Below are 24936 nucleotides of genomic sequence, written 5' to 3'. Positions count from 1 at the left end.
GTCCCGCCCGGTATCTCACTTTGAGCGCAGTTCGGCAAGGCTCGCTTCCATCAGGCCGGCATCGAGCCAATAGGTTTTCGCCGCCTCGGTATAGATCAGCCCGCAGCGGATCTCGCGGCCGGGATAGAGCGGGCCAAGGATCGCACGATAGATCGCAAGCTGCGCCCGGTGCTCGAACGGAATGTCCTGAAGAGACCCCGGCGGCACGCGGTTCGTCTTGAAATCGACGATCTCGACCGCCGTTTCAGTGACCGCCATGCGGTCGATCCGGCCGGAGACGGCAAAATCCCGACTGCCGAGCGTCAGCGTGCCCATGATCGACACTTCCGCCCGGGCTGCGGGGGAAAAGATCGTCGCCAGGCTCTCGTCATCGATCACCGCTAGCGCGGCATCCACCAGAGCATCGCGCGCACTCTCCGTCCAGGTGGCGGCTGCACGCTCAAGATAGCGCCGCGCCGCCGCCGGCCGGTCCGCAGGCTCGAAGGCCGGCAGGACTTGCAGGAAACGGTGCAGGATGCGCCCGCGCTCCAGCGCAAGGCCGGCCCCCGGAACGCCGCCTTTCCGCCCGAACAGCGCCGAGGGCACCAGCAGGTCCGCAGCATCCGTCTCGATCACCGCCGCCGCACCCGAGGGGCTCAGCGGCCGCGGCAGCGACTTTTGCGGCGGCAAGGGCTGTCCGAGCGCGTCCGGCAACACCGTCTTCGCCTTTTCCTCGACACCCGCCGTCGCGACCTCACCGACATCAGCCGCACCGGCCTCGCGCCAGGCAAAGCCCTGCCAGCTCTCGCCTGCCGTCGAAAAAGTCGTTTCCACGCAGCGATCGCCATCGGCGGAAAGCGCGCCGGCGATCATCGGGTGCCAGGTTTCCTTGTTCTCCTGCCGGCCGCGATAGCCGCAGACGACCAGCCGATCGGCCGCGCGCGTCATCGCGACGTAGAGCAGGCGGCGATATTCCTCCTCGGCGCTCTCGCGGATGCGGTTCGCATCGACCTCGGTCAGCGCATTGCCAAGGTCCTTCAGAGGCAACCATGCCGGCAAGGCGCCGGCAGGGGTCGAGAGGAAGCGCAGTTGCGGCATATGGCTGGGGCTGAAGGGTTTTGCCCCGCCATCGACGAGAAAGACCACCGGCGCCTCCAGGCCCTTGGCGGCATGCACGGTCATGATGCGGATTTCGCCGCGCGCCTTGTCCTGCTCGCGCTTTACCGTCGGCGCTTCGAGTTCCAGCGTCGAGACGAAGGCCTGGAGGCCGGGCAGGCCGTTCTCCTCCTGCTCCAGCGCGAAGGTCAGGAATTCGTCGATGATCTCGCCGGCCTCTGCGCCGAGCCGCGCGAGAAACGCCCGCCGCCCGCCGCCGGCACCGAGAATGCGGGCATAAAAATCGTGCACCGCCTGGCTGCGCGCATCGCGAATCACGCCGTCGAGCCGCTTGACGATGCGGCCGAGCGCCTCATCCGTCGCCGCCGCCTCTTTGAGCCGCGCCCAGAGGGTCTGTTGCTCCCCGCGGCGTGCGGCCAGCGCAAACAGCGCATCCTCGTTAAGGCCGAACAGCGGGCTTTTCAAAAGCGCCGCCAGCGAAAGATCGTCCTCTGGCAGCACGGCGAAGCGACCGAGCGCTATCAGGTCCTGCACGGCAATGTGTTTCGTCAGCACCAGTCGGTCCGCCCCGGCCACGGGCAGGCCGTGGCGTTGCTTCAGCGTGCGGGTCAGCGCGTTGACGAAGGCGTCGCGCTTGCGCACCAGAACGATGACGTCGCCAGCCGCCATCGGCCGCGCCTTGCCCTTCTCCGTCACCGTCTCGCGGCCGATCCATGCGGCCAGCGTATCGGCAATGCGCCGCGCCAGAACATTGATCGGCGCCTCCTCGGCCACCGCGTCGAAGGGCGCCGTCCAGTCCTCCTCGTCGAGGCCCGGCGGTGCGGCGATGACTTCCCAGATATCCACGGCCCCCGGCTCCCGCCCGCGATTGGAAGCGTGCACGATATCGCTGTCGTCAGGTGTCAAACCGCGCGCATTGGCGGCATCGAGAAAGACCCGGTCGACCGCCGACAGCACGTCGCGCGTCGAACGGAAGGAGAGCAGCAGGCGGATTGGGCTGAAGGCCGTGTCGGCAGCCAGCGTGCGGCGCGAAACTTCCCGGCCTTCCTCTGCAAAGCGTTCCGGCCGCGCGCCTTGGAAGGAATAGATCGACTGTTTTTCGTCACCCACCGCGAAGATCGTGCGCCCGGTCCCGCGCGCTGTTTCGCCGGCGAAGAAATCGTCCGTCAGCGCCTTGACGATCTGCCATTGCCGCGGGCTGGTATCCTGCGCCTCGTCGACGAGGATATGATCGATGCCCTGGTCGAGCTTGTAATGCACCCAGGCGCTCACCTTGTCGCGGGTGAGAAGTGTCGCGGTACGGTCGATCAGGTCGTCGAAATCGAGCAGGCTGCGCGCCCGCTTCAGGTCCTCGTAGTCGCCGATCAGCCGCTCGGCGATGACCAGCGCCGCGAGCGTCGCCTCATACATGCGGAACCGCCGCAGCCGGTCGTCGCAGGCGATCACATGGGCCTGTGCGGCCAGAAGCGCCTCTTCCAGATAGGGCGCGCTATCGCGAACCTTTTTCGAGAAGAAGGAGCGCTCCAGGCTGCGCGGCGAACCCGTCGTCGTGAAGAAGAGATCGTAGAGCGCCGCACGCCGCTCTTCGGCATCCGTGAGCCGCATGATGCCGCGCAAGCCGGCCGCGGAGGTTTTCACGGTCTCGCTGCCGAGGCTTTCCGCTGCGGCGAGATACGAATCGAGCGTCGCCCCCTGCAAGCCGTCGAGTGGCCAGAAGGCGGCGAGAACGTGCTCAGCCGTCTCGTGCGGCGCAAGCCCGATCTCGCGGCGCAGCACCGCCTCCACGCCGCCCGCCCGCGCCGCGGTGTCGAGAAATATCCGGATCGGCCCACGGCTCACCACGATATCGGAAATCAGCCGTTCGAGGCCGGTGTCGTCGGCGATGTCGAGCACCGTGGCGAAGGCGCCGGCAAGACCCTGGTCGTCCTCGCTGGTCGTCGCCGTCAGCAGCGTGCGGCGCGCATCGGCGAGCAACACGGCGGCAGCCCGGTCGTCGAGCACGGAAAAGTGGCCGGCGACATTGGCTTCCAGCGGAAACTGGTGCAGCAGCGCCTCGCAGAAGGCGTGGATGGTCTGGATCTTCAGGCCGCCCGGCGTTTCGAGCGCCCGCGCAAAGAGGCGCCGGGCTTCGGCGAGCTTGAAGAGATCGGGCCGCTCGCCCTCGATCGCCGTTACACGATCGGACAGCTCGGCGTCCGACAGTGTCGCCCATTCGGCAAGCCGCTCGAAGACGCGGTTCGACATTTCCGAGGCTGCCGCCTTGGTATAGGTGAGGCAGAGGATGGCGGAAGGCCGGCAACCAGCCAGCAGCAGCCGGATGACCCGCTGGGTCAGCACATGCGTCTTGCCCGAGCCGGCATTGGCGGACACCCAGGCCGAACGGCCGGGATCGGATGCCGTCGCCTGTTTTTGCGATGTCCAGCTCAGCCAGGCCGCGGGGTCGGCGGAGGCGGGGCGATCTTCCTCAAGCATCGTCGCCCTCCTCGCCATTTTCCGCCGACGACCATTCGGCGACGCGCGCCAGATGGTCGTATTCCCCGCCATAGTCGCGTTCCTGCTCGGGAATGAGCCGGGAGGCGAAGCCGTAACGGCCCTCGATCAGGCCGGTCAGCAGCTTTTCCAGCTCCGTCAACGATTCCTCGGCCAGGTCGCCTGCCGATTTCGGCGTCGCGTTGGCGGATTTGGCGTGTTCGTTGTTGACCTGCTCGGCCTTGAAGCGTCCGCCGGGTTTGAGGCGCACATAGAGAAGGTTCGCCGGCTCACGCAGGCCCGGTCCACGGAAAGCGCCGCGCCGGATGGCCGCCGCTTCCAGCGCGAGCTGCGGATCGAGCAGCGCACGGGCGACTTTCAGCGACGGCGTGCTGCCGGTCTTGTAGTCGAGAATATCGGCGCTTCCGTCCGGTAGAATGTCGATCCGGTCGGCGATGCCGGTAAGCCGGATGCCGGCCACCGAAAGGTCGAGCGAGGCCGGAACCTCCGTCAGGCTTTCGCGCACCGCGCCTGCGCGTTCGAGGTGCCATTTGACGAAGGCGCGCGCGACGGCGGCAAACCGCGGCCGCCAGACGGCGTCGATATGCGGCGGCAGGGCGACGATGTCGAACTCCTCGTTCAGGATGCGGGTGACGAGGGAGAGCGGTTCGCCCGTCTTTTCCTCGCGCACGAAACGGTCGATGATGCGGTGGTAGAGCGAGCCGCGCTCTGCCGGCCCCGGATCGAGGTTGAAGGACGCGATCGGATCGAGGCGCAGGATATGCCTTGCATAGATCGCGTAGGGGTCGCGCCGCAGGCGGCCGATCTGGCTGAAGGAATATTTGCGCGGCTGAAGCTCGGCCGGCGGGCGCGGTGCCGGACGGGCGGCCGTCGGCACGGAGGGGCCTTTGTCGATGGCATTCGCCCAGTCGATGAAGTCCTTACCGCGCCGGCGCAGGTCGGCCGTCAGCGCCGGGCCGCCGACGGCGATGAGCCGTTGCAGCCAGCGCGAGGCGACGGTCGGCGCGGTGCCGTTGCGCAGCGCCCGCGTCAGCACGAGTTTCGGCGCGGCGGCGGCCATCTGCAGGTCGTGCCCGAGCTGGCCGATGCGCCGTTCCGGCGGCTCCAGGCCGATTTCCACCTTCATGATGCGCGAGAGGAAGGCGTCGTTCGCCGCCTGTCCCGGCCAGGTGCCCTCGTTCAGCCCGCCGATCACCACCGTATCGACGCTCTGGAGGCGCGATTCGAGCGCGCCGAAAATGAAGACGCGCGGATGGCGCATGGAGCGCGGCTTGACGCTTTCGCTCGCCGCCAGCGCCTCGATGATGTCGCACCATTGCGGCCCATCGGCCTCGATCTGCCCATCCGTCTCGATGACGCTCTTGAGCAGGTTCGCAAGGCTGTCGCCGGCCTCGCCGGACCACAGCGCCGCAAGGTCGCCGCGCTCGTCCAACGCCACCGCCTCCAGCGCGCGGCCGGTCCGCTCTGACCAGTCGGACAGCGCCAGCCTGGAGGAAAAGCGCCGTCCCGTGCGGCTTTCGTGAAAGAGCACGCCGGCCAGCGGCTCGACGGCGGCCGCGACGCGTTGCGCGAGATCGCGGGCAAGCGGGATCGCATGTTCCGGCAGGGCGGTGCGCCAGACGGGCGGATGGCGGTCCGTTGCCTGCCGCTCCAGTGCGGCGTCGAGCAGCGGTTCGAGCGTGGAAATGTCGATTTCGGCGGTGCCGCCGCGCAATGCCGTCAGCTCCAGCGCGGTCACGGCGTCGCGCAGATCCGTGGTGGACAGCCCGAAGCAGGCGAGGGGATGTTTCAGGAGGGCGACGAGCGGCACCGGATCGCCGGGCCGAAGTGCGGCCTCGACGAGCAGCCGCAGAAGCGTGCCCTGCGGTGTGGAGAGCAGCGGCGTGCCGGCCGAATCGTCCGCCTCGATGCCGAAGCGGGCAAGCTCCGCCGCAACACGCCGGCCAAGCTTACGATCCGGCGTGATCAGCGCCGCCTGCGCGTCTTCGCCATCCTCCAATGCGAGGCGCAGCGCGATGGCAATCGCCAGCGCTTCCTCCCGTTCATTGGCCGCCTCGACGAGCGAAACGTCGTGAAACGCCTGCGCCATGCGGCCAGCGTCGATCGTGCCGCGGATATCGCCCCAGCCCGATGTCGCCTGCGTCGGCAGGAAGGCGCTGGAGAGAATTTGCGTGCGGTATTCGAGGGAATCGGGCGGCGTGCCGAGCGGCTCCACATCGTTGCGCGTACAGCCCATGCGGGCGAGCAGGCGGTGGAGGCCGTATTGCGGATGGCTGCGGGCGGCCGCGTCGGGTTTTTGCGCGCCCACCGCACCTGCCTGATGGCCCACGAGCAGCCATTCCGTATCGGACATGAAACGGTCGAGCCCCGGCAGGATGACGACGCCGTTCGGCAGGTTCGCCACGGCGGCGATCAGCCCGGCCGTGGCGGGAATGGAGCCCGTCGAGCCGGCGATGATGACGGGGCCGGCGTGCGGCGTGGCGCGGTAGCGCTCGGTCTCGGCATGCAGCGTCGCATTGCGCCGCAGCGAGGGCGAGGAGCGGTTGAGTTCGGTCAGCCGCGCCGGCCAGTATTCGCTGGCGATTTTCAGGAATTCGGCGGTGAGCTGCCACCAGAGCGCATGGTTGGAGACGTCGAGATTGTCGAGCGCCGACCAGTCGAGCTCTTCCGTTTCCATCGCGTCGATGATCTCGGCGAGGTTGCGGGCGAGCCACACGGCATCGGCCGGGCTTGCGGGCGCCACCAGCGGGCTTTCGGCATGCACCGAGGTGACGGCGGCCGGCAGGCGGTTGCGCCAGGCGAGCACGAGGCGGGCGAGTTCGATGAGACGCGTCGGGCCGGAGAGCGGCTCGGCCATGTCGAGCAGCGCCGGCGCCACCTCGTCGAAGAAGCCGCTGTCGTCATCGGTCTCGCCGAGCGCGCGGATGACCGGCAGGATGGCCGAGCGCCCGCCGAGCAGGTCGACGAGTTCCGAGCGCAACACGCGGGCGGAACGGCGCGTCGGCACGTAGACCGTGACGTCGGCCAGCGCCAGCGGATTGGCGGGATCATAGGTGAAGCCGGGCACGAGCCGACCGTCGAGGAGGGTCGCGGCCACCGTTTTCAGGAAGGGCAGGCTCGCCGGGATGGAATAGACGCGGCCGCCCCGGGCCCCCGTCACGCCGCCGCCTCGCGGTACGCGCCGATGACGGCCTCCGCCTGGCCGATCGCCTCCGGCGTGCCGACGGTGATCCAGTGGCCTTCGAGCACGATGCCGTGAAGCCGGCCCTTCTCGATCGCACGGTCGAAATAGACGTTGAGGTTGAAGACGTCGTCGGGCGCGTCATCGAGCAGCGCCGGCATCATGGCGATGGCGCCGGCATAGACGAACGGCGTGCCGTCGCCCTCCTGGTAGCGCGCGAGCCGCCCCGCCGCGTCCATGGAAAAATCCTTCTTGCCGTTGTGGCCGGTCGTGTCCTCCAGCTTCACGCAGAGCATCAACATGTCCATGCGCTCGGGATCGAAGGTCTCCACGAGCCGGTCGAGATTGCTCGGCCCGCTGGGCGCCTCGCCGATCCAGAACAGGTCGGCATTCATCACGAGCACGGGGGCGCGGCCAAGCAGTTTCAGGCCTTTGGCGAGGCCGCCGCCGGAATTCATCAGCCGGTCCGTCTCGTCGGAGAGGATGATTTCCGGCGCTTTGCGCGTCGCGAGGTGTGCGATCATCTGGTCCGCAAAGTGGTGCACGTTGACGACGGCGCGCTTGACGCCGGCCTGCGCCAGCGCGTCGAGCCCGTAGTCGATCATCGGCTTTCCGGCGATCGGCACCAGCGGCTTCGGCATTGTGTCGGTGATGGGGCGCAGGCGCGTTCCGAGGCCGGCGGCCAGCACCATGGCGTCTTCGATCTTCATCTGGTTTCCGCGCTTATGATTCGGTCGCGAGGATTCCAGCCTTTCTGCACCAGTCGCGCAAGGGGGCGAGATCGGGATGGCTGAGCGCGCGCTCCAGATTGCGGAATGTTCGCGGCATGTGGCGCATATAGGCGGGCTTGCCATCGCGCTGCATGAGGCGCACCCAGAGGCCGATGAGCTTGCAGTTGCGCTGCGCCGCCATGACATGCCAGTCGCGCAGGAACCGTTCGCGGTCGAAGCCGGCGTCTTTCTCGCGCAGTGTCAGATAGTGGTCCAGCACATCATCCGCCACGCCCTCCGGCATATCGACGCGGGCATCCTGCCCCAGCGAGGCGACGTCATAGGCCGAAGGGCCGATCATCGCATCCTGGAAGTCGATGATGCCGACCCGGTCGGTGCCGGTCGCCTCCGGCCGCCAGATGATGTTCGGCGAATGGAAGTCGCGCAGCAGAAGATTGTGCTCGGCGGCGGAGAGGCTTTCGATCAGTGCGTCCCAGATGGCGATATAGTCGCGGCGTTCGTCGTCGCTTGCCGGCGTGCCGCGCTTCCAGGGCAGATACCAGTCGGTAAGCAGGCTCACCTCGATCTGCATGGCGTCGCGGTCGAAATCCGGCACGGTATGGATGATGCCATCCGCCACGGGAAGATCGCGCTCGAAGGCCTGCCCATGCATATGCGCCAGGCAGGCGGCACTTTCGCGGTAGCGTTCCGCGATCGGCACGCCGTCTTCATCCAGCACGCCAGCGGTGCCGAGGTCCTCGATCAGCAGGATGCCTTGCTCGATATCCGTCTGGTAGATGGCCGGCGCGCGAAGACCCTTTTCGACGAGGGACCGCGCAATCGCGATGAAGGGCCGCACATCTTCGGCGATATGGGCGATCTGCTGGTAATATTTGCCACGGGCAAGGATCGGGCCGGGCGTGTGCCGCGACGAATCCATTAGCACGAGACGTTTGTCGCCGGCATAGATGTGCTCATAGGCGCGAATGGAGGCGTCGCCCGTCAGGTGGCGGCGAGTCGCATTTCTGTAGCCGGCTTCGTCGAGGAAGCTGCGGATCGCCAGCGACCGTCGAATCCGGGCAAGGGCCGGTGCCGGCCCGTCGATCTCCACGCGCCGGCCGTCGCCCTCGTGCAGGAAGCGCAGCGTGATGCCTTCCGCCGGCAACGCGCCAGAACCTTTTTCCGGCCATTCCACCAGGCAGATGCCGTCGGACAGCGCTTCGTCGAAGCCGAGTTCGTCGATCTCGGCGGCGTCCGCGATGCGGTAGAGGTCGAAATGCGCGACGGGAATGCGCAGGTCGTAGCTCTGGACCAGCGTGAAGGTCGGGCTCGGCACCTCCAGCATCGCGTCGTCGGCGATGGCGCGGATGATCGCGCGAGCGAGGGTCGATTTGCCGGCCCCGAGATCGCCATGGAGCGCGACATAGTCGCCGCGCTTCAGCGCCAGGGCAAGATCCTCGCCGAAGCGGATGGTGGCGGCTTCGTCGGCGAGAAAGAGGTCGAGCGCCATGGACCTATTCCGCGGCGGCGAACGACGTCATCGTCGCGGAAGGCAGGCGGCAGGTGACGACCGTGCCGCGGCCCTCATGGCTGTCGATCGTCACGCTGCCATGGTGCAGGCTGACGAAGCTTTCGACGATGGAGAGGCCGAGACCGGCACCGCCATGGCGTCCGTGGCTTTCGAAGCGGTTGAACACCGTCTTCAGCACGTCCTGTGGAATGCCCGGCCCGCGATCGGAGACGGTGAAGACGAGGTCGCTGCCGTCTCGCCAGCATTTCAGGCCGATGGTGCTGCCGGTCGGCGCGAAATTCGCGGCATTGCCGAGCAGCTTGATGAGGATCTGCTTCAGCCGCTGCTGGTCGGCGACGATCGTGCCGAGATTGTCCGGTGCCGTGATTTCCAGCGTAACCTGCGCCTCGTGCAGGCGGTCGGCGAATTGCATCGACACGTCGTCGAGCAGGTCCGTCAGGTTGATCTCGCTGTAGTCGAGTTCCATGATGCCGGCATCGACGGTGGCGAGGTCAAGAATGTCGTTGACGATGGTGAGCAGCACCGCCGAGGACGTGGCGATGTGATCGACATATTCGGATTGCCGGTCGCTGAGTTCGCCCATGCTCGGCGTCTTCAGGAGATCGGCGAAGCCGATGATGTTGGTGAGCGGCGAGCGCAGCTCGTATGAGACGTGCTGGACGAAATCGTTCTTTAGCGCGTCGGCCTTGCGCAGCGCGTCGTTCTTTTCCGTGAGTGCGCGGCTGACGCGCACGCTGTCGGTGATGTTGACGAAGGTCAGCATCGTCTGGGCGTTGGAGAGCGGGATCACCGCGAAGTCGAGCACCAGGCCGGTGCGCAGCTCCAGAACGCCCTGGCAGGAGGGCCGCTCGTCATCGAAGCTGGTGATGATATGCGCAAAGCGCTTCCAGCCGTCCGGCTTGTCGTAGGAGGGAGCGCAGGCCTGTTCGATGGCGCGGATATGAGTGCCGGATTTCGCTTCCGCCTCGCTGATGCCCCAGAGCGCCCGGAAGGCCGGGTTGGAGAGGCGGATGCGGCCGTCCGGGCTGAACACCGCGACACCTTCGGCGAGGTGGTCGATCGTCTCGTCCTGCACCTGCACCAGCGTATTGTAGCGGGTTTCGAGATCGACCTTTTCCGTCAGGTTCTCGAAGACCCAGGTGGCGCCGCCCTGCGGACGCGCCGTCGCGAAAACGCGCAGCGTCTGGCCGTTCGGCAGGTGCCACAGGTCGGTCTGGGTGTCGATGGCGCGGTAGACGGCGAGTGCCGTATCCTTCCACTGTTTCCAGTTCAGCTGTTCCGGCAGTTTGCCTGCCGCGCGAAGCCGGTCGAGCAGCTCGCCATTGCCGGGCTTGCGCTCCAGGAAGGCGGTCTCGATGTCCCACATGCGCTGGAAGGCCTGGTTGTAGAATTGCAGGCGCTGTTCGCCGTCGAAGATCGCGACGGGGGTGGCGAGATGGTCGAGCGTCTCGGCGTGGCTCTTCAGCGTGCGCACAAGCTCTTCGCGCACGGCCTCGACGTCGGAGACGTTGATGGCGATGCCGGCGGAGCCGCTGGAGCTGCGCGCATCGACGACGTCGAAGAAGCTGCGGTTGCCGCTGACGACGGTCGAGACCTTGTCGTGGAACGGCGTGTCGTAGGTGCTGGAGGCGCGGATCTTTTCGCGCGCGATGGTCGGCAGCAGTTCGCGTCCCTCGCGCACGGCGCTTGCCGCATCCTTCGCCTCGACGGCCTCGGCGTAGGCCTCGTTCACCCAGGCAAGCGAGCCATCCGCTGCGCGCTGCCAGACGGGCAGATCGATCTGGTCGAGCAGGCCCTGCAGCGTGGTCAGCGCCTGCACCAACCGGTCGCGCTCGAGCTTCAGCTCGGCGGCTTCGGCGCGCAGGTTGTTGAGGGCGACGAAGCGCACGAAGGCCTGTCCGCCGGACACCCGGCCCTGCGCCTCGATGACCTCCTCGCGGCTGGTCTCGATGATGAGGTCGAAACTCTGCGCCTGCGAGCGCAGCCGCTCGACGGCGCGCTCGATCTCGACGGCGGAACCGGATTTCAGCCAGCGACCGAAGGCGAGGAAATCGCGATCGGCCTGCGGCGCGCCGGTTTCGGCCGGCAGCTGGCCGAGGAATTCCGGCTTGTCGGAAAGGCCGTCCCACACGACGATGCGGCGGTTCTTGTCGCCGATCAGCGCCTGAAGGCGCGAAATATTGTGGCGCGAATCAGCAAGATGTGCCTTCAGCTCGCGGTTTTCCGCTTCCATGCGGCCGCGCTGGCGGACCATCCAGATAGCGGAGACCATCGCCGCCGACATCACGCCGAGCAGCATGGAAACGGTGACGATTTCCGTCGTGGCGAGATAGGGGCCGGCGGCGTGGGCTGGGCTGGCAAGCGCGCTCAGCGCCGAGCCGGCAGCGAGAGCGCCCGCTAAACGGCGCATGCCGCGGGCCATTAACCATGTTTCAATTCTGTTCGTTCTGGCAGGCGCGAAGGAACGCACCATGCCCCGTTCCGGTAGGGCTAAAGCCTGCCCGGAACGGCCTCGTTTCATGTCCGACATCATCCCCGGTATGTCCCCGTCCGTTTGCCGCCTGATCGACAAGACATCCCATCCGGCGCGAAAGATCCGCATCTGCGCGCCGAATCAACTGTTTAAGGATACGTGTTTCCCGAATCGTCGGAAAGGGACAGGCCCAAAAAAGAGGCGGCGCGCCTTGTCAAGCGCGCCGCCTCTAGATGTTGTGGATAATCCGGGTAAGGATCAGTACCTGTAGTGCTCAGCCTTGAACGGACCGGTCGTCGTCACGCCGATGTAACCGGCCTGCTCGTCGGAGAGTTCGGTGAGCTTCGCGCCGAGCTTGGCGAGGTGAAGCCGTGCGACCTTCTCGTCGAGCTGCTTCGGCAGCACGTAGACTTCGTTCTGGTAGGCATTGCCCTTGGTGAAAAGCTCGATCTGGGCCAGAACCTGGTTGGAGAACGAGGCGGACATCACGAACGACGGGTGGCCGGTGGCGTTGCCGAGGTTGAGCAGGCGGCCTTCCGACAGCAGGATCATGCGGTTGCCCTTCGGGAACTCGACCATATCTACCTGCGGCTTGATGTTCGTCCACTTGAAATTGCGCAGCGACGCGACCTGGATCTCGTTGTCGAAGTGGCCGATATTGCCGACGATCGCCATGTCCTTCATCTCGCGCATATGCTCGACGCGGATGACGTCCTTGTTGCCGGTGGTCGTGATGAAGATGTCGGCCGAGGACACGACGTCTTCGAGCTGCACGACTTCAAAACCGTCCATGGCGGCCTGCAAAGCGCAGATCGGGTCGATTTCCGTGACCTTCACGCGGGCGCCGGCGCCTCTGAGCGATGCGGCAGAACCCTTGCCGACGTCGCCATAGCCGCAGACGACGGCGACCTTGCCGGCCATCATCACGTCGGTGCCGCGGCGGATGCCGTCGACCAGCGATTCCTTGCAGCCGTACTTGTTGTCGAACTTTGACTTGGTGACCGAGTCGTTGACGTTGATCGCCGGGAAGGGCAGCAGGCCCTTCTGCTGGAGCTGGTAGAGGCGGTTGACGCCGGTCGTGGTTTCTTCGGTCACGCCCTGGATGGCATCGCGCTGCTTGGTGAACCAGCCGGGCGTTGCGGCAAGACGCTTCTTGATCTGTGCGAAGAGGATTTCCTCTTCTTCCGAGCCCGGATTGACCAGGATGTTCTCGCCGGCTTCCGCGCGGGCGCCGAGCAGGATGTACATGGTGGCGTCGCCGCCGTCGTCCAGGATCATGTTGGTGAGGCCGCCATCGGCCCACTGGAAGATCTTGTCGGTGTATTCCCAGTATTCGGTGAGGGTTTCACCCTTCACGGCATAGACCGGGATGCCGGCAGCGGCGATCGCGGCGGCGGCGTGGTCCTGCGTGGAGAAGATGTTGCACGAGGCCCAGCGCACGTCGGCGCCGAGTTCGACCAGCGTCTCGATGAGAACGGCGGTCTGGATGGTCATGTGCAGCGAGCCGGTGATGCGCGCGCCCTTGAGCGGCTTGGCGGCGCCGAACTCTTCGCGGCAGGCCATCAGGCCCGGCATTTCGGTTTCGGCGATCTGAATTTCCTTGCGGCCGAAATCGGCAAGCGCGATGTCGGCGACGTGATAGTCCTGCGTGGTGGTCATGGAGGTCTCCAGCCTTCTGAGCAATTCCAGCAAAGCGTCAGCGGTTTTGCATTCGGAATTGCGGAAAAAGAAAATGTTCTTCGCGTGGTGGCGCTTTCCCTATCAGGAAACGGCCGCTGGAGCAACATGATATAAAGAAGTCTTTATATCCTTATATCGACGCGAATTTACATTTCCTCGCCGAACCGGTCGGCAATCAGCGCGTCGAGCGCATCGAGCACCTGCTGCGCTTCGGCGCCCGTTGCCGTCACCTGCACGCAGCAGCCGGGGCTGGCGGCCAGCATCATCAAGCCCATGATCGAGGTGCCGCCGACCGTCATGCCGTCCTTGGAAACCGTCACTTCGGCGTCGAAGCCGTCGACCGTCTGGACGAATTTTGCCGAGGCGCGGGCGTGCAGGCCGCGCTTGTTGATGATGAGAAGCTCTTTCGAGACGGTCATGGACGGCAGGAAACCTTATTTGCCGCTCAGCACGCGGCTGGCCACGTTGATATATTTGCGGCCGGCCTCCGACGCGTCGATCAGCGCCTTTTCCATGTTGTTCTCGCCGCGGATGCCGGCAAGCTTGATCAGCATGGGCAGGTTGACGCCGGCGATCACCTCGATGCCCTCGCCGGTCATCACGGAGATCGCAAGGTTCGAGGGCGTGCCGCCGAACATGTCGGTGAGGATGATGACGCCATGGCCCTGGTCGGCCTTCATGACCGCTTCCAGGATGTCCTGGCGACGCTGGTCCATGTCGTCCTCGGGGCCGATACAGACGGTCTCGATCGCCTTTTGCGGACCAACGACATGTTCAAGGGCGTGCCGGAATTCCTCCGCCAGCTTGCCATGGGTGACAAGCACCAGTCCGATCATCAGCAGTCGCTCCAGTTTCCCAACTCAAACGGACGGCGAATACCGCAATGCACCAATTCCGTCCACCGTTGGGGTGGCCATCATGTCAATGAAAAGGCCAAGTGCAAGCCCAAAATGCCTGATTTCGGTTTTTGACGGGGCTTTTGCGGTCAACTTTTGAGGATTTCCGGATGCAGTGCGGTCAATGTTGCGAAGGCGGTGCAACCCGGAAAGAGCGGCAGCCGCGTCAGAGGCAGGAAGACGGACGGCAGGACCTCGGCGGTTTCCCCCTCCGGCGGCAGGCGCTCGGCAAATGGCGGCTCCAGCGGGCGGATCGCCCGGGAAAGCACGACCGCCTCGATCGTCGCCACCTTGGCGATGCGGGCGCCCCGGACTTCCGCAAGCCCGGCAATGCTGGCCGGCGCCCGGGCGAAGATACGCCCGCCCGCCTGATGGATCAGGACCTGGTCGTCGCTGACGAGCGCGGAAAAGAGACCGCGGCCGCGCGCCTCTTCGATGCAGTGCAGCGCGATAGCGCTTTTGCCCGCCCCGGAAGGGCCGAGAAAGAGAAGCCCCGTCGTGCCGATGACGATCGCCGTACCGTGCACGTTGGCGGGCGGCGTCATTTCTGGTTGCCGGTCGGCAGCGACAGCGTGAAGCGCGCACCGCCGATCGTGCCGGTCGCCTTGTCGAGGATGTTTTCGGCCTTCAGCGTGCCGCCATGGGCCTCGGCGATTTGCCGCGAGATGGAGAGGCCAAGGCCGGAATTCTGGCCGAAACCTTCGCTGGCCGGGCGGTCGGTGTAGAAGCGCTCGAAGATGCGGTCGATGTCTTCCGCCTGGATGCCGGGGCCGTTATCCTCGATCTGGATGAGGCAGCGGTCGTTTCGCCCACGCGACAGGCGCACGACGATGCGCCCGCCGGGGTCGGGCACGAAGGACCGCGCATTCTCGATCAGGTTGGTGACGATCTGGCCGATGCGCAACTCGTAACCGCTGATCTCGAACTTGGTCTTCGGGTTGTCCTTGCGGTCGACGACGAAATCGAGGGAGACCGTCTTCTTTCGGCTGTTGACCTGACGGGTAATGTCGATGATCTCGCCGAGCAGCTTTTCGAGGTCGACGGTGCGCGCATCGCTGCGGGCAAGCTCCGCATCGAGCCGCGAGGCGTCGGAAATGTCGCTGATCAGCCGGTCGAGGCGGCGCACGTCATGCTGGATGATGTCGAGCAGGCGCTTCTTCGATTCGTCCGTGCGGGCGAGCGGCAGGGTTTCCACGGCGCTGCGCAGCGACGTGAGAGGGTTTTTCAGCTCGTGGCTGACATCCGCGGCAAAACTCTCGATCGCGTCGATACGGTCGTAGAGCGCCGTCGTCATCTGGCGAAGCGCGATCGAAAGGTTGCCGATCTCGTCCTGGCGCACGGAGAAATCCGGGATTTCCTCGCGCTCCTTGGCGCCGCGCCGCACGCGGATGGCCGCCGCCGAGAGCCGGCGCAGCGGATTGGCGATGGTGCTGGAGAGAAGCAGCGACAGCGCGATGTTGACGAGGCCGGCGACGCCCGCGACGCGCATGATGGCAAGGCGCTCGGCATGCACGATCTTGTCGATATCGCCCGCCTGCGTGGAGAGCAGCAGCACTCCGAGCACGGCGCGGAAACGCTGCACGGGCACGGCGACGGAGACAATCAGCTCGCCCTTGTCGTTGACGCGCACGACGGCGCCACGCACGCCCGTCAGCGCGTTCATCACTTCCGGATAGATCGAGCCGTCGCCGCCGGGCGCTTCCTTGTATTGCGGCAGGTTGCTCGGCTGGAGAATGCGGTTGAACCAGACGTTCATGCGCTCGATTAGGCTGGTGCTTTCAGGTTCCACCGGCGGCAGGTCGAAGCGCAGCACCTGGCCCTGCGTATAGAGATGGCGCGAATCGAGCAGCAGGTTGGCGTCGGTATCGTAGATGCGGGCGCGCGTGCGTGTCGGCGAGATCAGCCTTCGCAGAACAGGTGCCACACGCTCCGGATTGATCGGGAATTCGAGATCCTCGTCGTTCGGCAGCGGCGTAATGCTCTGGCCGGCCTGCAATTCCAGCAGCTTTTCCGGGTCGATGGTGATCGAGTTGGTGTCGACCGAGGCCGAGGCGGAGATGGCGCCCGCGATAATCTCGCCCTGGGTCAAAAGGCTTTCGACACGCGCGTCGATCAGCCCCTCGCGGAACTGGTTGAGATAGAGGATACCGGCGACCAGCACGACGAGTGCGACGAGGTTGAAGAACAGGATGCGGCGCGTGAGGCTGGAAAAGACCGCATTGCCGAAGATCCGGCGCGCCAGCGTGAAGGGATGCGTCCAGCGGCGGCGCAGCGAGCGCGGCGCGGGCCGGCCCTCGACGTCTTCCCCATCCCTTTCCGGCGTTGTCTGCAACAAGCGGGTCTACCTTCCATGCGCACGGCACAAGGCCGCCGACCGCGGCATGCCATTGCCGCCGCGGTTCATGCAAGCGAAATCGCGCCTCAGGCGGTCTCGCGAAAACGGTAGCCGACGCCGTAGAGCGTTTCGATCATGTCGAAGTCGGTATCGACCATCTTGAACTTCTTGCGCAGCCGCTTGATGTGGCTGTCGATGGTGCGGTCGTCGACATAGACCTGCTCGTCATAGGCCGCATCCATCAGCGAATCGCGGCTCTTCACGACGCCCGGGCGCTGGGCCAGCGAATGCAGGATAAGGAATTCGGTGACGGTGAGCGTGACAGGCTCGCCCTTCCAGGTGCAGGTGTGGCGCTCCTGGTCCATGACGAGCTGGCCGCGTTCCAGCGAGCGGGCCGCGATTTCGCCGGCCTTGGCCGCATTGCCGGTGCCGCCGGAGGCGGCGGCCGCCTCGCGGCTGGACGCCCGGCGCAGGATCGCCTTGACGCGCTCGACGAGCAGGCGCTGCGAGAAGGGCTTGGTGATGAAGTCGTCGGCGCCCATCTTGAGGCCGAACAGCTCGTCGATCTCCTCGTCCTTCGAGGTGAGGAAGATCACCGGAATATCCGACTTCTGGCGCAGCCGCCGCAACAGCTCCATGCCGTCCATGCGCGGCATCTTGATGTCGAAGATGGCAAGATGCGGCGGGCGGGCGAGAAGCCCGTCGAGCGCCGAGGCGCCGTCCGTATAGGTCTCGACCTTGTAGCCCTCTGCCTCCAGAGCGATCGACACGGATGTCAGAATATTCCGGTCGTCGTCAACGAGTGCGATCGTCTGCATCCTGCTAGTCTCCATATTCATCGGCGCCTTTCCCGACCTCGGATCGTCTTCCTGTCCTGGATGTGATGCGCCTCCTTGGGGGTAAAGGTGGAACAAATTGTGGCAAAGATAAAGGGAGACGTTTCAGCCGCACCGGGCGAGTCATTTTTAAATCGATTATTCAAACGATTAAAAAAGTAACATAATTCTTTAAATCGATTAAATAATTGATATCATTACCAAATTTGCATTTTCCTCTTGTCTTTGTGACAGTCCCGAATTAGCTTCCCGGAAAATCCACACCATTCTTGTCGCCTTGGAGGAAAACTGGACCATGCAGGAACTTGGCGTTCGCAACCCCGCTCAGGGGCTCACCGCGATGGGTATCCATACTAACGGCACGGTCCGGTACAACTTTGCAGCAGAGGCTCTTTACGAAGAGGCGCTCGGCCGTGGCGAAGCTGTCAAGACCGCGCATGGGGCGCTGCGTGCCCTCACCGGCCAGCACACCGGCCGCTCGCCGAAGGACAAGTTCGTCGTGCGCGACGAAAACACTGAAGGCGCCATCTGGTGGGACAACAACAAGGCCGTGTCGCGCGCACATTTCGACGCGCTGCATGCCGACATGCTGGCGCACGCCGTCGACCGTGACCTCTTCGTGCAGGACCTCATCGGCGGCGCCGATGCCGACTATGCCCTGCCGACCCGCGTCGTCACCGAGCTCGCCTGGCATTCGCTGTTCATCCGCAACCTGCTCATCCGCCCGCAGGAAGCCGACCTCGCCGCCTTCGCGCCGAAACTGACGATCATCGACCTGCCGACCTTCAAGGCCGACCCGGAGCGCCACGGTGCGCGCACCGAAACCATGATTGCCTGCGACCTGACGCGCGGCATCGTGTTGATCGCCGGCACCTTCTATGCCGGCGAGATGAAGAAGTCGGTCTTCACCGTTCTGAACTGGCTGCTGCCATCGGAAAAGGTCATGCCGATGCACTGCTCGGCCAATGTCGGCCCGGATGGCGATGCGGCCGTGTTCTTCGGCCTGTCCGGCACCGGCAAGACGACCCTGTCGGCCGACCCGAACCGCACGCTGGTCGGCGACGACGAGCATGGCTGGGGCGAGAACGGCATCTTCAACTTCGAAGGCGGCTGCTACGCCAAGACGATCCGCCTTTCGGCTGAAGCCGAGCCGGAAATCTATGCGACGACGCAGCGTTTCGGCACCGTTCTGGAAAACGTCGTGCTCGACGCGAACGGCGTTCCGGACTTCAACGACGGCTCGCTGACGGAAAACACCCGTTGCGCCTATCCGCTGGATTTCATTCCGAATGCCAGCGACACCGGCCGCGCGCCGCATCCGAAGACCATCATCATGCTGACGGCCGATGCCTTCGGCGTGATGCCGCCGATCGCGAAGCTCACGCCCGACCAGGCCATGTACCACTTCCTCTCCGGCTACACCGCCAAGGTCGCGGGCACGGAGCGTGGCGTGACCGAGCCGGAAGCCACCTTCTCGACCTGCTTCGGCGCCCCCTTCATGCCGCGTCACCCGACGGTCTACGGCAACCTCCTGAAGGAACTGATCGCCGAACACGGCGTCGATTGCTGGCTGGTCAACACCGGCTGGACCGGCGGTGCTTACGGCGAAGGCCGCCGCATGCCGATCAAGGCGACCCGCACGCTGCTGGCGAGCGCGCTCGACGGCTCGCTGAAGGACGCGCTGTTCCGCCGCGACGACAATTTCGGCTTCCAGGTTCCCGTCTCGGTGCCGGGCGTGGACACGAAGATCCTCGACCCGCGCTCGACCTGGGCAAACGGTGCCGCCTATGACAAGCAGGCCCAGAAACTCGTCGACATGTTCATCGCGAACTTCGAAAAGTTCGAAAACCATGTGGACGGCGGCGTGCGTGACGCGGCGCCCGGCCTGAAGATCGCGGCCGAATAAGGTTCTTTGCGATGATTCACGTGAAACCCGGTCCTCGCGACCGGGTTTTTCGTTGCCGGCGCCGGCTTCCCGTTTCCCTGATCGCCCGCTAAAACGGCGTGGAAAGGAACATCCATGGCCAGCGACCCCCTCTACATCAAAAGCTCCATCACGATTGCCGGTTGGGAGCTGACCGAACAGTTCGTGCTGGCCGGCGGTCCGGGCGGCCAGAACGTCAACAAGGTCTCGACGGCGGTGCAGCTGTTCTTCGACCTGCGCAACTCGCCCTCGCTGGACGAGCGGGTGAAGGCGAATGCCGAAAAGCTCGCCGGCCGCCGGCTTTCCAAGGAGGGCGTGCTGCTGATCGAGGCGAACCGCTTTCGCAGCCAGGAGCGCAACCGGGAGGACGCGCGCGAGCGGCTGAAAGAGCTGATCCTGAAAGCCGCCGAACCGCCGCCGCCGGTGCGCCGGAAGACCAAGCCGACGAAGGGTTCGGTGGAACGCCGGCTCAAGGAAAAATCGGGCCGTTCCGACGTAAAACGCAATCGGGCGAAGCCTGGCGGCGAATGATTGCCGCAACTTGGCCGTTTATGAATAAGAGTGAAACGAGACCTTTCCTTCGCGGAAAGGCTCTGCTTTAGTTCAAAAAAACAGACCAAAAAAATCGGGAGGTAGTCATGGGTCTCTTCAGCTTTATCAAGAACGCCGGCAAGAAGCTCGGCATCGGCGACGACGAAGCGCCGGAAGCGAGTGCGGTCAAGAAGGAGCTCGATTCCTTCGATCTCGGCACGCAGAAGGTCGAAGTCTCCGTCGAGGGCGACAAATGTGTGCTGAAGGGCGTGGTCGCCGACCAGACGGCCTTCGAAAAGGCGGTCATCGCCGTCGGCAACACGCTGGGCATTTCCAAGGTCGAAGCCGCCGATCTCAAGGTCGTGCCGGCCGATTCCGGCCTGAAGCTCGAAAAAATCGACCTGGCGGAACTCCTGAAGGTCTCCGGGCCTGCCAATGACCCGACCCTGCACACGGTCAAGAAGGGCGACAACCTGTGGAAGATCGCCGAGGCCTATTACGGCAAGGGCAAGGGCGCCAAGCACACCCTGATCTTCGACGCCAACCGCCCGATGCTCTCCCACCCGGACAAGATCTATCCCGGCCAGGTGCTGCGCATTCCGGACCTGGCGGAAGCGTGAGCCGCATTCGGCACGAGATGCGCCGTGGCTGAGCGTGGCCTCGCCCCGGGGCTGCGCTATTTCCCCGACCATTTCGATCGCTCGGCGCAGGAGGCGCTTGTCGCGGCCATAAGAGAGGTCGTGGCCGAGGCACCCCTTTTCGTGCCGCGCATGCCGAAGACCGGCAAGGCGATGTCGGTGCGCATGACCAATTGCGGCCCGCTCGGCTGGGTGACCGACAAGGACGACGGCTACCGCTACCAGCCGACCCATCCCGAGACCGGCCGCCCCTGGCCCGCCATTCCCGAGGCGCTTCTCGCCTTGTGGGAGGCGGTTGCCGGCTTTGAAAAGCCGCCGGAAGCCTGCCTCGTCAATTTCTACGACCCAGATGCGAAGATGGGGCTGCACCAGGACCGCGACGAAAGCGAATTCGGCGCGCCCGTCGTGTCCGTATCGCTGGGGGATCAGTGCCTGTTTCGCGTCGGCGGCGTTTCACGCAGCGATCCGACCCGTTCCTTCCGGCTGTCCAGCGGCGACGTCTTCGTGTTCGGTGGCGAGAGCCGGCTGATCTTTCATGGCGTCGACCGCATCTATCCCGGCACATCGACGCTGTTGAAGAGTGCCGGGCGGATCAACCTGACGCTTCGCCGCGTCAATCCGTAACCTTGGCCGTAAGCCGGCTCACAACTTGCGCAGCGCCACCGTTTCGATGAGGTGATTCTCGCCCTTCTGCAGGATCAGGTCGGCGCGCGGGCGCGTCGGCAGGATGTTCTGGTGCAGGTTCTTCAGGTTGATATTGTGCCAGAGGCCTTCCGCGATCGCCAGCGCGGCCGTCTCGCTGATCGTCGCGTAGCGGTGGAAGTAGGAATCCGGGTTCTTGAAGGCCGTGTCGCGCAGCCGCATGAAGCGGTCCACGTACCAGGTGTGAATCAGGCTCTCTTCCGCGTCGATATAGATCGAGAAATCGAAGAAGTCGGAGACCATCGGCACGATCTTGCCGTCGGCCGGCAAGTTGCGCGACTGGAGGACGTTGATGCCCTCGAAGATCAGGATATCCGGGCGGTCGATGGTGCGGAAGGCGTTGGGCAGCACGTCATAGGTCAGGTGCGAATAGGTCGGCGCCTTGACGTTCGGCTTGCCGGCCTTGATCGCCGAGAGGAAGCGCAGAAGCGCGCCGATATCGTAGCTCTCCGGAAAACCCTTGCGGTCCATCATGTCTTCGCGCTGGAGCACGGCGTTTGGATAGAGGAAACCGTCGGTCGTCACGAGGTCGACCTTCGGGCTCGACGGCCAGCGGGCGAGCAGCTCCATCAGGATACGCGCCGTGGTCGACTTTCCGACCGCGACCGAGCCGGCAATGCCGATGACATAGGGCGTCTTCGCCTCGTCAGAGAGGCTGAGGAAGCGCTTGCGCTGCTCGAACAGCATCTGCGAGGATTCGACATGGGCCGAGAGCAGGCGCGACAGCGAAAGATAAATGCGCCGCACCTCGTCGAGATCGATCGGGTCGTTCAGCGAACGCAGCCGCTGCACCTCGTCGCCCGTGAGCGTCAGAGGCGTGTCGGCCCGGAAATGCGCCCATTCGTCTGCCGAGAAGAAGCGGTAGGGAGAATAGTCGCGGTTGCCGAAATCGTCCGGAATATCCGCCTGGTCCTTGTCGCGCGCTGCCTGGATCATCAACTTTTCCGGCTGGCCTTCTCCACTAGGCCGGACTGGCTTGTGCGCCGTTCCAGCTCCCCCATGACATCTTGTAGCGCCACGCCACCGATTTTCAATACGACCATCAGATGATAGAGCAAATCGGCCGTTTCGCTCGTCAAGGCGGCCTTTTCGCCCTCGATTGCCGCGATGACGGTCTCGACGGCCTCTTCACCGAGCTTTTTTGCCGCTTTTGCCTGTCCGGCCGCGACGAGCTTTGCCGTCCAGGATGCGCTCGGATCGGCCTGCGAGCGGGCGTCCACGATGCGCTCCAGATCGGCAAGGGAAAAATCGGTCATCGCTCTCTCCTCAGTCGAGCCGCATGGCAATGCCATGCTCCGCCATGTAGCGCTTGGCTTCGCCGACGGTATAGGTGCCGAAGTGGAAGATGGAGGCGGCGAGCACCGCCGTCGCATGGCCGTCGCGCACGCCCTCGACGAGGTGGTCGAGATTGCCGACGCCGCCCGACGCGATGACCGGCACCGAAACCCGGTCGGCAATGGTGCGGGTCAGCGCGATGTCGTAGCCGCCCTTCTGGCCGTCGCGGTCCATCGAGGTCAGCAACAATTCGCCGGCGCCGCGCTCCACCATCTTTTCGGCGAAGGCGACGGCGTCGATGCCGGTCGGCTTGCGGCCGCCATGGGTGAAGATCTCCCAGCGGTCCTCCTCGCCCTCGGCCGAAACCTTCTTCGAATCGATCGACACGACGATGCACTGGTTGCCGAACTTGTCGGCGGCTTCGGCGACGAAATCCGGATTGGCGACGGCGGCCGAATTGATCGAGACCTTGTCGGCGCCTGCCAGCAGCAGCTTGCGGATATCCGCGACCGCGCGCACGCCGCCACCGACGGTGAGCGGCATGAAGCAGTGCTCCGCTGTGCGCGCCACCACGTCGAAGATGGTGTCGCGGTTGTCGGCCGACGCGGTGATGTCGAGGAAGCAGAGTTCGTCGGCACCGGCCGCATCATAGGCCTTGGCCGATTCGACGGGATCGCCAGCATCGACCAGGTTGACGAAGCTGACGCCCTTGACGACGCGGCCGTCCTTCACGTCGAGGCAGGGGATGACGCGGGCTTTCAGGGTCATGCGGCACCTCCCCGGATAACGGCAAGCGCTTCGGCTGGGTCGATCCGGCCGTCATAGAGTGCCCGGCCGGAAATCGCGCCTTCGAGCTTGCGGGCATCCGGCGCGACGAGGCGGCGGATGTCGTCCATCGAGGCAAGGCCGCCGGAGGCGATGACGGGAATGGAGACGGCATCGGCGAGTTCCAGCGTGGACGCCCAGTTGATGCCGGCGAGAATGCCGTCGCGGTCGATATCCGTGTAGATAATTGCCGCGACGCCCGCGCCCTCGAATTTCCTCGCGAGCTCGATCACGCCGAGTTCGGAGGCTTCCGCCCAGCCCTCGACGGCGACCTTGCCGCTCTTGGCATCGATGCCGACGGCGACTTTTCCGGGGAACTGCTTGCAGGCCTCGATGACGAGCGCCGGGTCGCGCACCGCGACGGTGCCGAGGATGACGCGGGAGAGGCCGCGCGACAGCCAGCTCTCGATATGGTCGAGCGTGCGAATGCCGCCGCCGAGCTGCACCGGGTTCTTCGTTGCCTTGAGGATCGCGTCGACGGCGGCGCCGTTGACGCTTTCCCCGGCGAAGGCGCCGTTGAGATCGACGACGTGCAGCCATTCAAAACCCTGGTCTTCAAAAGCTTTCGCCTGGGCGGCCGGGTCGGGATTGTAGACGGTGGCCTGGTCCATGTCGCCGAGCTTGAGGCGCACGCACTGGCCGTCTTTCAGGTCGATGGCGGGAAAGAGGATCATGTTACGGCTTCCAGCGCAGGAAATTGGTGATGAGGGCAAGGCCGAGCGTCTGGCTCTTTTCCGGATGGAACTGTGCGCCGGCCTTGTTGCCATTGGCGACGAAGGCGGTCATCGGGCCGCCGTAATCGACGGTCGCGACCACGTCGTCCGGATTTTCGGCGGCGAGATGGTAGGAGTGCACGAAATAGGCGTGCAGCGTCTCCGGTATGCCGTCGAACAGCGGGTGCGCGTCTTTGCGGTCCAGCGTATTCCAGCCGATCTGCGGGATCTTCAGGCTCGCATCGTCCGGCGTCATCAGCACGACGTCGCCCTTGATCCAGCCGAGGCCCTCGGTCGTGGTCTTTTCCAGCCCGCGCGAGGACATGAGCTGCATGCCGACGCACACGCCGAGGAAGGGGCGGGCCTTCGTCTCGACCGTCTCGCGCAAAGCCTCCACCATGCCGGGCACGGCATCGAGGCCGCGGCGGCAATCGGCATAGGCGCCCACGCCGGGCAGCACGATGCGGTCAGCGCTGGCGACGCGCTCCGCCTTGTCCGTCAGGTCGATCTCGGCGTCGATGCCAGCCTCGCGGGCCGCGCGTTCGAAGGCCTTGGTGGCCGAGCGCAGGTTGCCCGAGCCGTAGTCGATGATTGCAACGCGCATGTCAGCGTCCTTCCCCGAAACCGACCAGGCCAAGCATGGGAGCGTGCCGGCGCGTGGAGGTTTCCGATGCCGGCAGGGAAACGGTGTGACGTGTCTCCGGTTCGCCTGCCTTGATGTCCATGTAGTAGATCTCTTCCGCCGTTGCACGGTCGTCGGCCGATATGACGGCATCGACCGTCCAGCCCGCCCGCCTGAGACCGGCGACGATCATCGTGGGGCCTTCAAGCGCCACGAGAAGACTGGTCGCAAGGCAAATCCCGACGCCGGCAAAGCCGAAGACGGCATGCTCAGAGAGGACTGAACCCAGCGACTGTATGGCGAAGACAAGGGCTGCGGCCAGCCAAGCACGATGCCACAGCAGCCAGATGTACGGTAAAAAGAACGCGATCCACGAAAAATGATCACGGATGATCCGGGCGTTTTCGTCCTGGGATTTCGCACCCGGCGGTATCAGAAAGAGGAACGTGGCCATCGACAGGCCTCCAGATAAGCCGTGG

21 protein-coding genes are annotated in these 24936 nt (G+C 65.0%); 4 read left to right on the top strand and 17 right to left on the bottom strand.

From position 1 onward, the window contains the following. Nucleotides 1-15: 15 nt before the first annotated feature. The 11 genes from addA to J2Y63_RS28820 all read right to left on the bottom strand — a co-directional run bounded on the left by addA (nucleotide 16) and on the right by J2Y63_RS28820 (nucleotide 17209). Complete coding sequence (addA, locus tag J2Y63_RS28870; protein ID WP_435268941.1) at nucleotides 16-3567, bottom strand: double-strand break repair helicase AddA; 3552 nt, start codon at nucleotides 3565-3567, stop codon at nucleotides 16-18. Further along, entirely contained in the window at nucleotides 3560-6745 is a 3186-nt protein-coding gene (addB, locus tag J2Y63_RS28865; RefSeq protein WP_435268940.1) for a double-strand break repair protein AddB, read from the bottom strand. Before addB ends, addA begins: the two co-directional genes overlap by 8 nt. Beyond that, entirely contained in the window at nucleotides 6742-7476 is a 735-nt protein-coding gene (locus J2Y63_RS28860) for a nucleotidyltransferase family protein (protein WP_435268939.1), read from the bottom strand. The genes addB and J2Y63_RS28860 overlap by 4 nt, the downstream gene beginning before the upstream one ends. Before the next feature lie 13 nt (nucleotides 7477-7489). Beyond that, complete coding sequence (gene tsaE, locus J2Y63_RS28855) at nucleotides 7490-8986, bottom strand: tRNA (adenosine(37)-N6)-threonylcarbamoyltransferase complex ATPase subunit type 1 TsaE (protein ID WP_435268938.1); 1497 nt, start codon at nucleotides 8984-8986, stop codon at nucleotides 7490-7492. A gap of 4 nt (nucleotides 8987-8990) precedes the next feature. Next, on the bottom strand, nucleotides 8991-11537 hold the full coding sequence (locus J2Y63_RS28850) for an ATP-binding protein (RefSeq protein WP_435268937.1): 2547 nt from the start codon (nucleotides 11535-11537) through the stop codon (nucleotides 8991-8993). 201 nt (nucleotides 11538-11738) lie between these two features. Then, nucleotides 11739-13139, bottom strand: coding sequence for an adenosylhomocysteinase (ahcY, locus tag J2Y63_RS28845; protein ID WP_435268936.1), 1401 nt, complete (start codon nucleotides 13137-13139; stop codon nucleotides 11739-11741). 167 nt (nucleotides 13140-13306) lie between these two features. After that, a complete protein-coding gene (locus J2Y63_RS28840; protein WP_256120422.1) occupies nucleotides 13307-13579 on the bottom strand; it encodes an HPr family phosphocarrier protein in 273 nt (90 codons plus the stop codon). A gap of 15 nt (nucleotides 13580-13594) precedes the next feature. Further along, on the bottom strand, nucleotides 13595-13996 hold the full coding sequence (locus tag J2Y63_RS28835; RefSeq protein WP_256120421.1) for a PTS sugar transporter subunit IIA: 402 nt from the start codon (nucleotides 13994-13996) through the stop codon (nucleotides 13595-13597). Between the two features lie 149 nt (nucleotides 13997-14145). Beyond that, nucleotides 14146-14601 carry an HPr kinase/phosphorylase gene (locus J2Y63_RS28830; protein ID WP_435268935.1) on the bottom strand — a complete coding sequence of 152 codons (456 nt, stop codon included), beginning with the start codon at nucleotides 14599-14601 and terminating at the stop codon, nucleotides 14146-14148. Continuing rightward, on the bottom strand, nucleotides 14598-16388 hold the full coding sequence (locus J2Y63_RS28825) for a stimulus-sensing domain-containing protein (RefSeq protein ID WP_435268999.1): 1791 nt from the start codon (nucleotides 16386-16388) through the stop codon (nucleotides 14598-14600). Before J2Y63_RS28825 ends, J2Y63_RS28830 begins: the two co-directional genes overlap by 4 nt. Nucleotides 16389-16477: 89 nt before the next feature. Continuing rightward, entirely contained in the window at nucleotides 16478-17209 is a 732-nt protein-coding gene (locus J2Y63_RS28820; RefSeq protein ID WP_256120419.1) for a response regulator transcription factor, read from the bottom strand. Nucleotides 17210-17522: 313 nt separating this feature from the next. On the opposite strand from J2Y63_RS28820, the gene J2Y63_RS28815 reads away from it, so the two are divergent. From J2Y63_RS28815 to J2Y63_RS28800, 4 genes are all read left to right on the top strand, one after another. Next, on the top strand, nucleotides 17523-19133 hold the full coding sequence (locus J2Y63_RS28815) for a phosphoenolpyruvate carboxykinase (RefSeq protein WP_435268934.1): 1611 nt from the start codon (nucleotides 17523-17525) through the stop codon (nucleotides 19131-19133). A gap of 114 nt (nucleotides 19134-19247) precedes the next feature. Next, on the top strand, nucleotides 19248-19682 hold the full coding sequence (gene arfB / locus J2Y63_RS28810) for an alternative ribosome rescue aminoacyl-tRNA hydrolase ArfB (RefSeq protein ID WP_435268933.1): 435 nt from the start codon (nucleotides 19248-19250) through the stop codon (nucleotides 19680-19682). A 107-nt stretch (nucleotides 19683-19789) separates the two neighbouring features. Further along, nucleotides 19790-20302 carry a peptidoglycan-binding protein LysM gene (lysM, locus tag J2Y63_RS28805; protein WP_435268932.1) on the top strand — a complete coding sequence of 171 codons (513 nt, stop codon included), beginning with the start codon at nucleotides 19790-19792 and terminating at the stop codon, nucleotides 20300-20302. A 24-nt stretch (nucleotides 20303-20326) separates the two neighbouring features. Next, the gene (locus tag J2Y63_RS28800; RefSeq protein ID WP_435268931.1) at nucleotides 20327-20944 is read left to right on the top strand and encodes an alpha-ketoglutarate-dependent dioxygenase AlkB family protein; all 618 of its coding nucleotides are present in this window, start codon (nucleotides 20327-20329) and stop codon (nucleotides 20942-20944) included. A gap of 18 nt (nucleotides 20945-20962) precedes the next feature. On the opposite strand, the gene coaA is transcribed toward J2Y63_RS28800, so the two are convergent. From coaA to J2Y63_RS28770, 6 genes are read right to left on the bottom strand one after another with little or no spacing between them, the layout of a single operon-like run. After that, entirely contained in the window at nucleotides 20963-21958 is a 996-nt protein-coding gene (gene coaA, locus J2Y63_RS28795) for a type I pantothenate kinase (RefSeq protein WP_256120414.1), read from the bottom strand. Further along, complete coding sequence (locus J2Y63_RS28790; RefSeq protein ID WP_319323645.1) at nucleotides 21958-22278, bottom strand: phosphoribosyl-ATP diphosphatase; 321 nt, start codon at nucleotides 22276-22278, stop codon at nucleotides 21958-21960. The genes coaA and J2Y63_RS28790 overlap by 1 nt, the downstream gene beginning before the upstream one ends. 10 nt (nucleotides 22279-22288) lie before the next feature. Further along, entirely contained in the window at nucleotides 22289-23065 is a 777-nt protein-coding gene (gene hisF / locus J2Y63_RS28785; RefSeq protein WP_319323646.1) for an imidazole glycerol phosphate synthase subunit HisF, read from the bottom strand. Beyond that, complete coding sequence (hisA, locus tag J2Y63_RS28780; RefSeq protein WP_435268930.1) at nucleotides 23062-23796, bottom strand: 1-(5-phosphoribosyl)-5-[(5-phosphoribosylamino)methylideneamino]imidazole-4-carboxamide isomerase; 735 nt, start codon at nucleotides 23794-23796, stop codon at nucleotides 23062-23064. Before hisA ends, hisF begins: the two co-directional genes overlap by 4 nt. Nucleotide 23797: 1 nt before the next feature. After that, nucleotides 23798-24439: an imidazole glycerol phosphate synthase subunit HisH gene (hisH, locus tag J2Y63_RS28775; protein WP_435268929.1), complete on the bottom strand. Its 642-nt coding sequence runs from the start codon at nucleotides 24437-24439 to the stop codon at nucleotides 23798-23800. Between the two features lies 1 nt (nucleotide 24440). Then, nucleotides 24441-24911 (bottom strand): DUF2628 domain-containing protein, encoded by a 471-nt coding sequence (locus J2Y63_RS28770; protein WP_435268928.1) that lies wholly within the window; start codon nucleotides 24909-24911, stop codon nucleotides 24441-24443. Nucleotides 24912-24936: the final 25 nt, after the last annotated feature.

Source organism: Shinella sp. BE166 (assembly GCF_051201095.1).
In the GTDB taxonomy this organism is placed as follows: Bacteria; Pseudomonadota; Alphaproteobacteria; order Rhizobiales; family Rhizobiaceae; genus Shinella; species Shinella lacus.
This window is presented reverse-complemented; position numbering and strand designations above follow the sequence as displayed.

Excerpts from the sequence above, each read along its gene's own strand:
- J2Y63_RS28830 (WP_435268935.1), bottom strand. The coding sequence starts at position 14,601 with ATGACGCCGCCCGCCAACGTGCACGGTACGGCGATCGTCATCGGCACG.
- addA (WP_435268941.1), bottom strand. The coding sequence starts at position 3,567 with ATGCTTGAGGAAGATCGCCCCGCCTCCGCCGACCCCGCGGCCTGGCTG.
- J2Y63_RS28815 (WP_435268934.1), top strand. The coding sequence starts at position 17,523 with ATGCAGGAACTTGGCGTTCGCAACCCCGCTCAGGGGCTCACCGCGATG.
- J2Y63_RS28790 (WP_319323645.1), bottom strand. The coding sequence starts at position 22,278 with ATGACCGATTTTTCCCTTGCCGATCTGGAGCGCATCGTGGACGCCCGC.
- ahcY (WP_435268936.1), bottom strand. The coding sequence starts at position 13,139 with ATGACCACCACGCAGGACTATCACGTCGCCGACATCGCGCTTGCCGAT.
- J2Y63_RS28820 (WP_256120419.1), bottom strand. The coding sequence starts at position 17,209 with ATGCAGACGATCGCACTCGTTGACGACGACCGGAATATTCTGACATCC.
- lysM (WP_435268932.1), top strand. The coding sequence starts at position 19,790 with ATGGGTCTCTTCAGCTTTATCAAGAACGCCGGCAAGAAGCTCGGCATC.
- hisF (WP_319323646.1), bottom strand. The coding sequence starts at position 23,065 with ATGACCCTGAAAGCCCGCGTCATCCCCTGCCTCGACGTGAAGGACGGC.
- hisA (WP_435268930.1), bottom strand. The coding sequence starts at position 23,796 with ATGATCCTCTTTCCCGCCATCGACCTGAAAGACGGCCAGTGCGTGCGC.
- J2Y63_RS28770 (WP_435268928.1), bottom strand. The coding sequence starts at position 24,911 with ATGGCCACGTTCCTCTTTCTGATACCGCCGGGTGCGAAATCCCAGGAC.
- J2Y63_RS28840 (WP_256120422.1), bottom strand. The coding sequence starts at position 13,579 with ATGACCGTCTCGAAAGAGCTTCTCATCATCAACAAGCGCGGCCTGCAC.
- hisH (WP_435268929.1), bottom strand. The coding sequence starts at position 24,439 with ATGCGCGTTGCAATCATCGACTACGGCTCGGGCAACCTGCGCTCGGCC.
- J2Y63_RS28860 (WP_435268939.1), bottom strand. The coding sequence starts at position 7,476 with ATGAAGATCGAAGACGCCATGGTGCTGGCCGCCGGCCTCGGAACGCGC.
- arfB (WP_435268933.1), top strand. The coding sequence starts at position 19,248 with ATGGCCAGCGACCCCCTCTACATCAAAAGCTCCATCACGATTGCCGGT.
- coaA (WP_256120414.1), bottom strand. The coding sequence starts at position 21,958 with ATGATCCAGGCAGCGCGCGACAAGGACCAGGCGGATATTCCGGACGAT.
- tsaE (WP_435268938.1), bottom strand. The coding sequence starts at position 8,986 with ATGGCGCTCGACCTCTTTCTCGCCGACGAAGCCGCCACCATCCGCTTC.
- J2Y63_RS28850 (WP_435268937.1), bottom strand. The coding sequence starts at position 11,537 with ATGTCGGACATGAAACGAGGCCGTTCCGGGCAGGCTTTAGCCCTACCG.
- J2Y63_RS28835 (WP_256120421.1), bottom strand. The coding sequence starts at position 13,996 with ATGATCGGACTGGTGCTTGTCACCCATGGCAAGCTGGCGGAGGAATTC.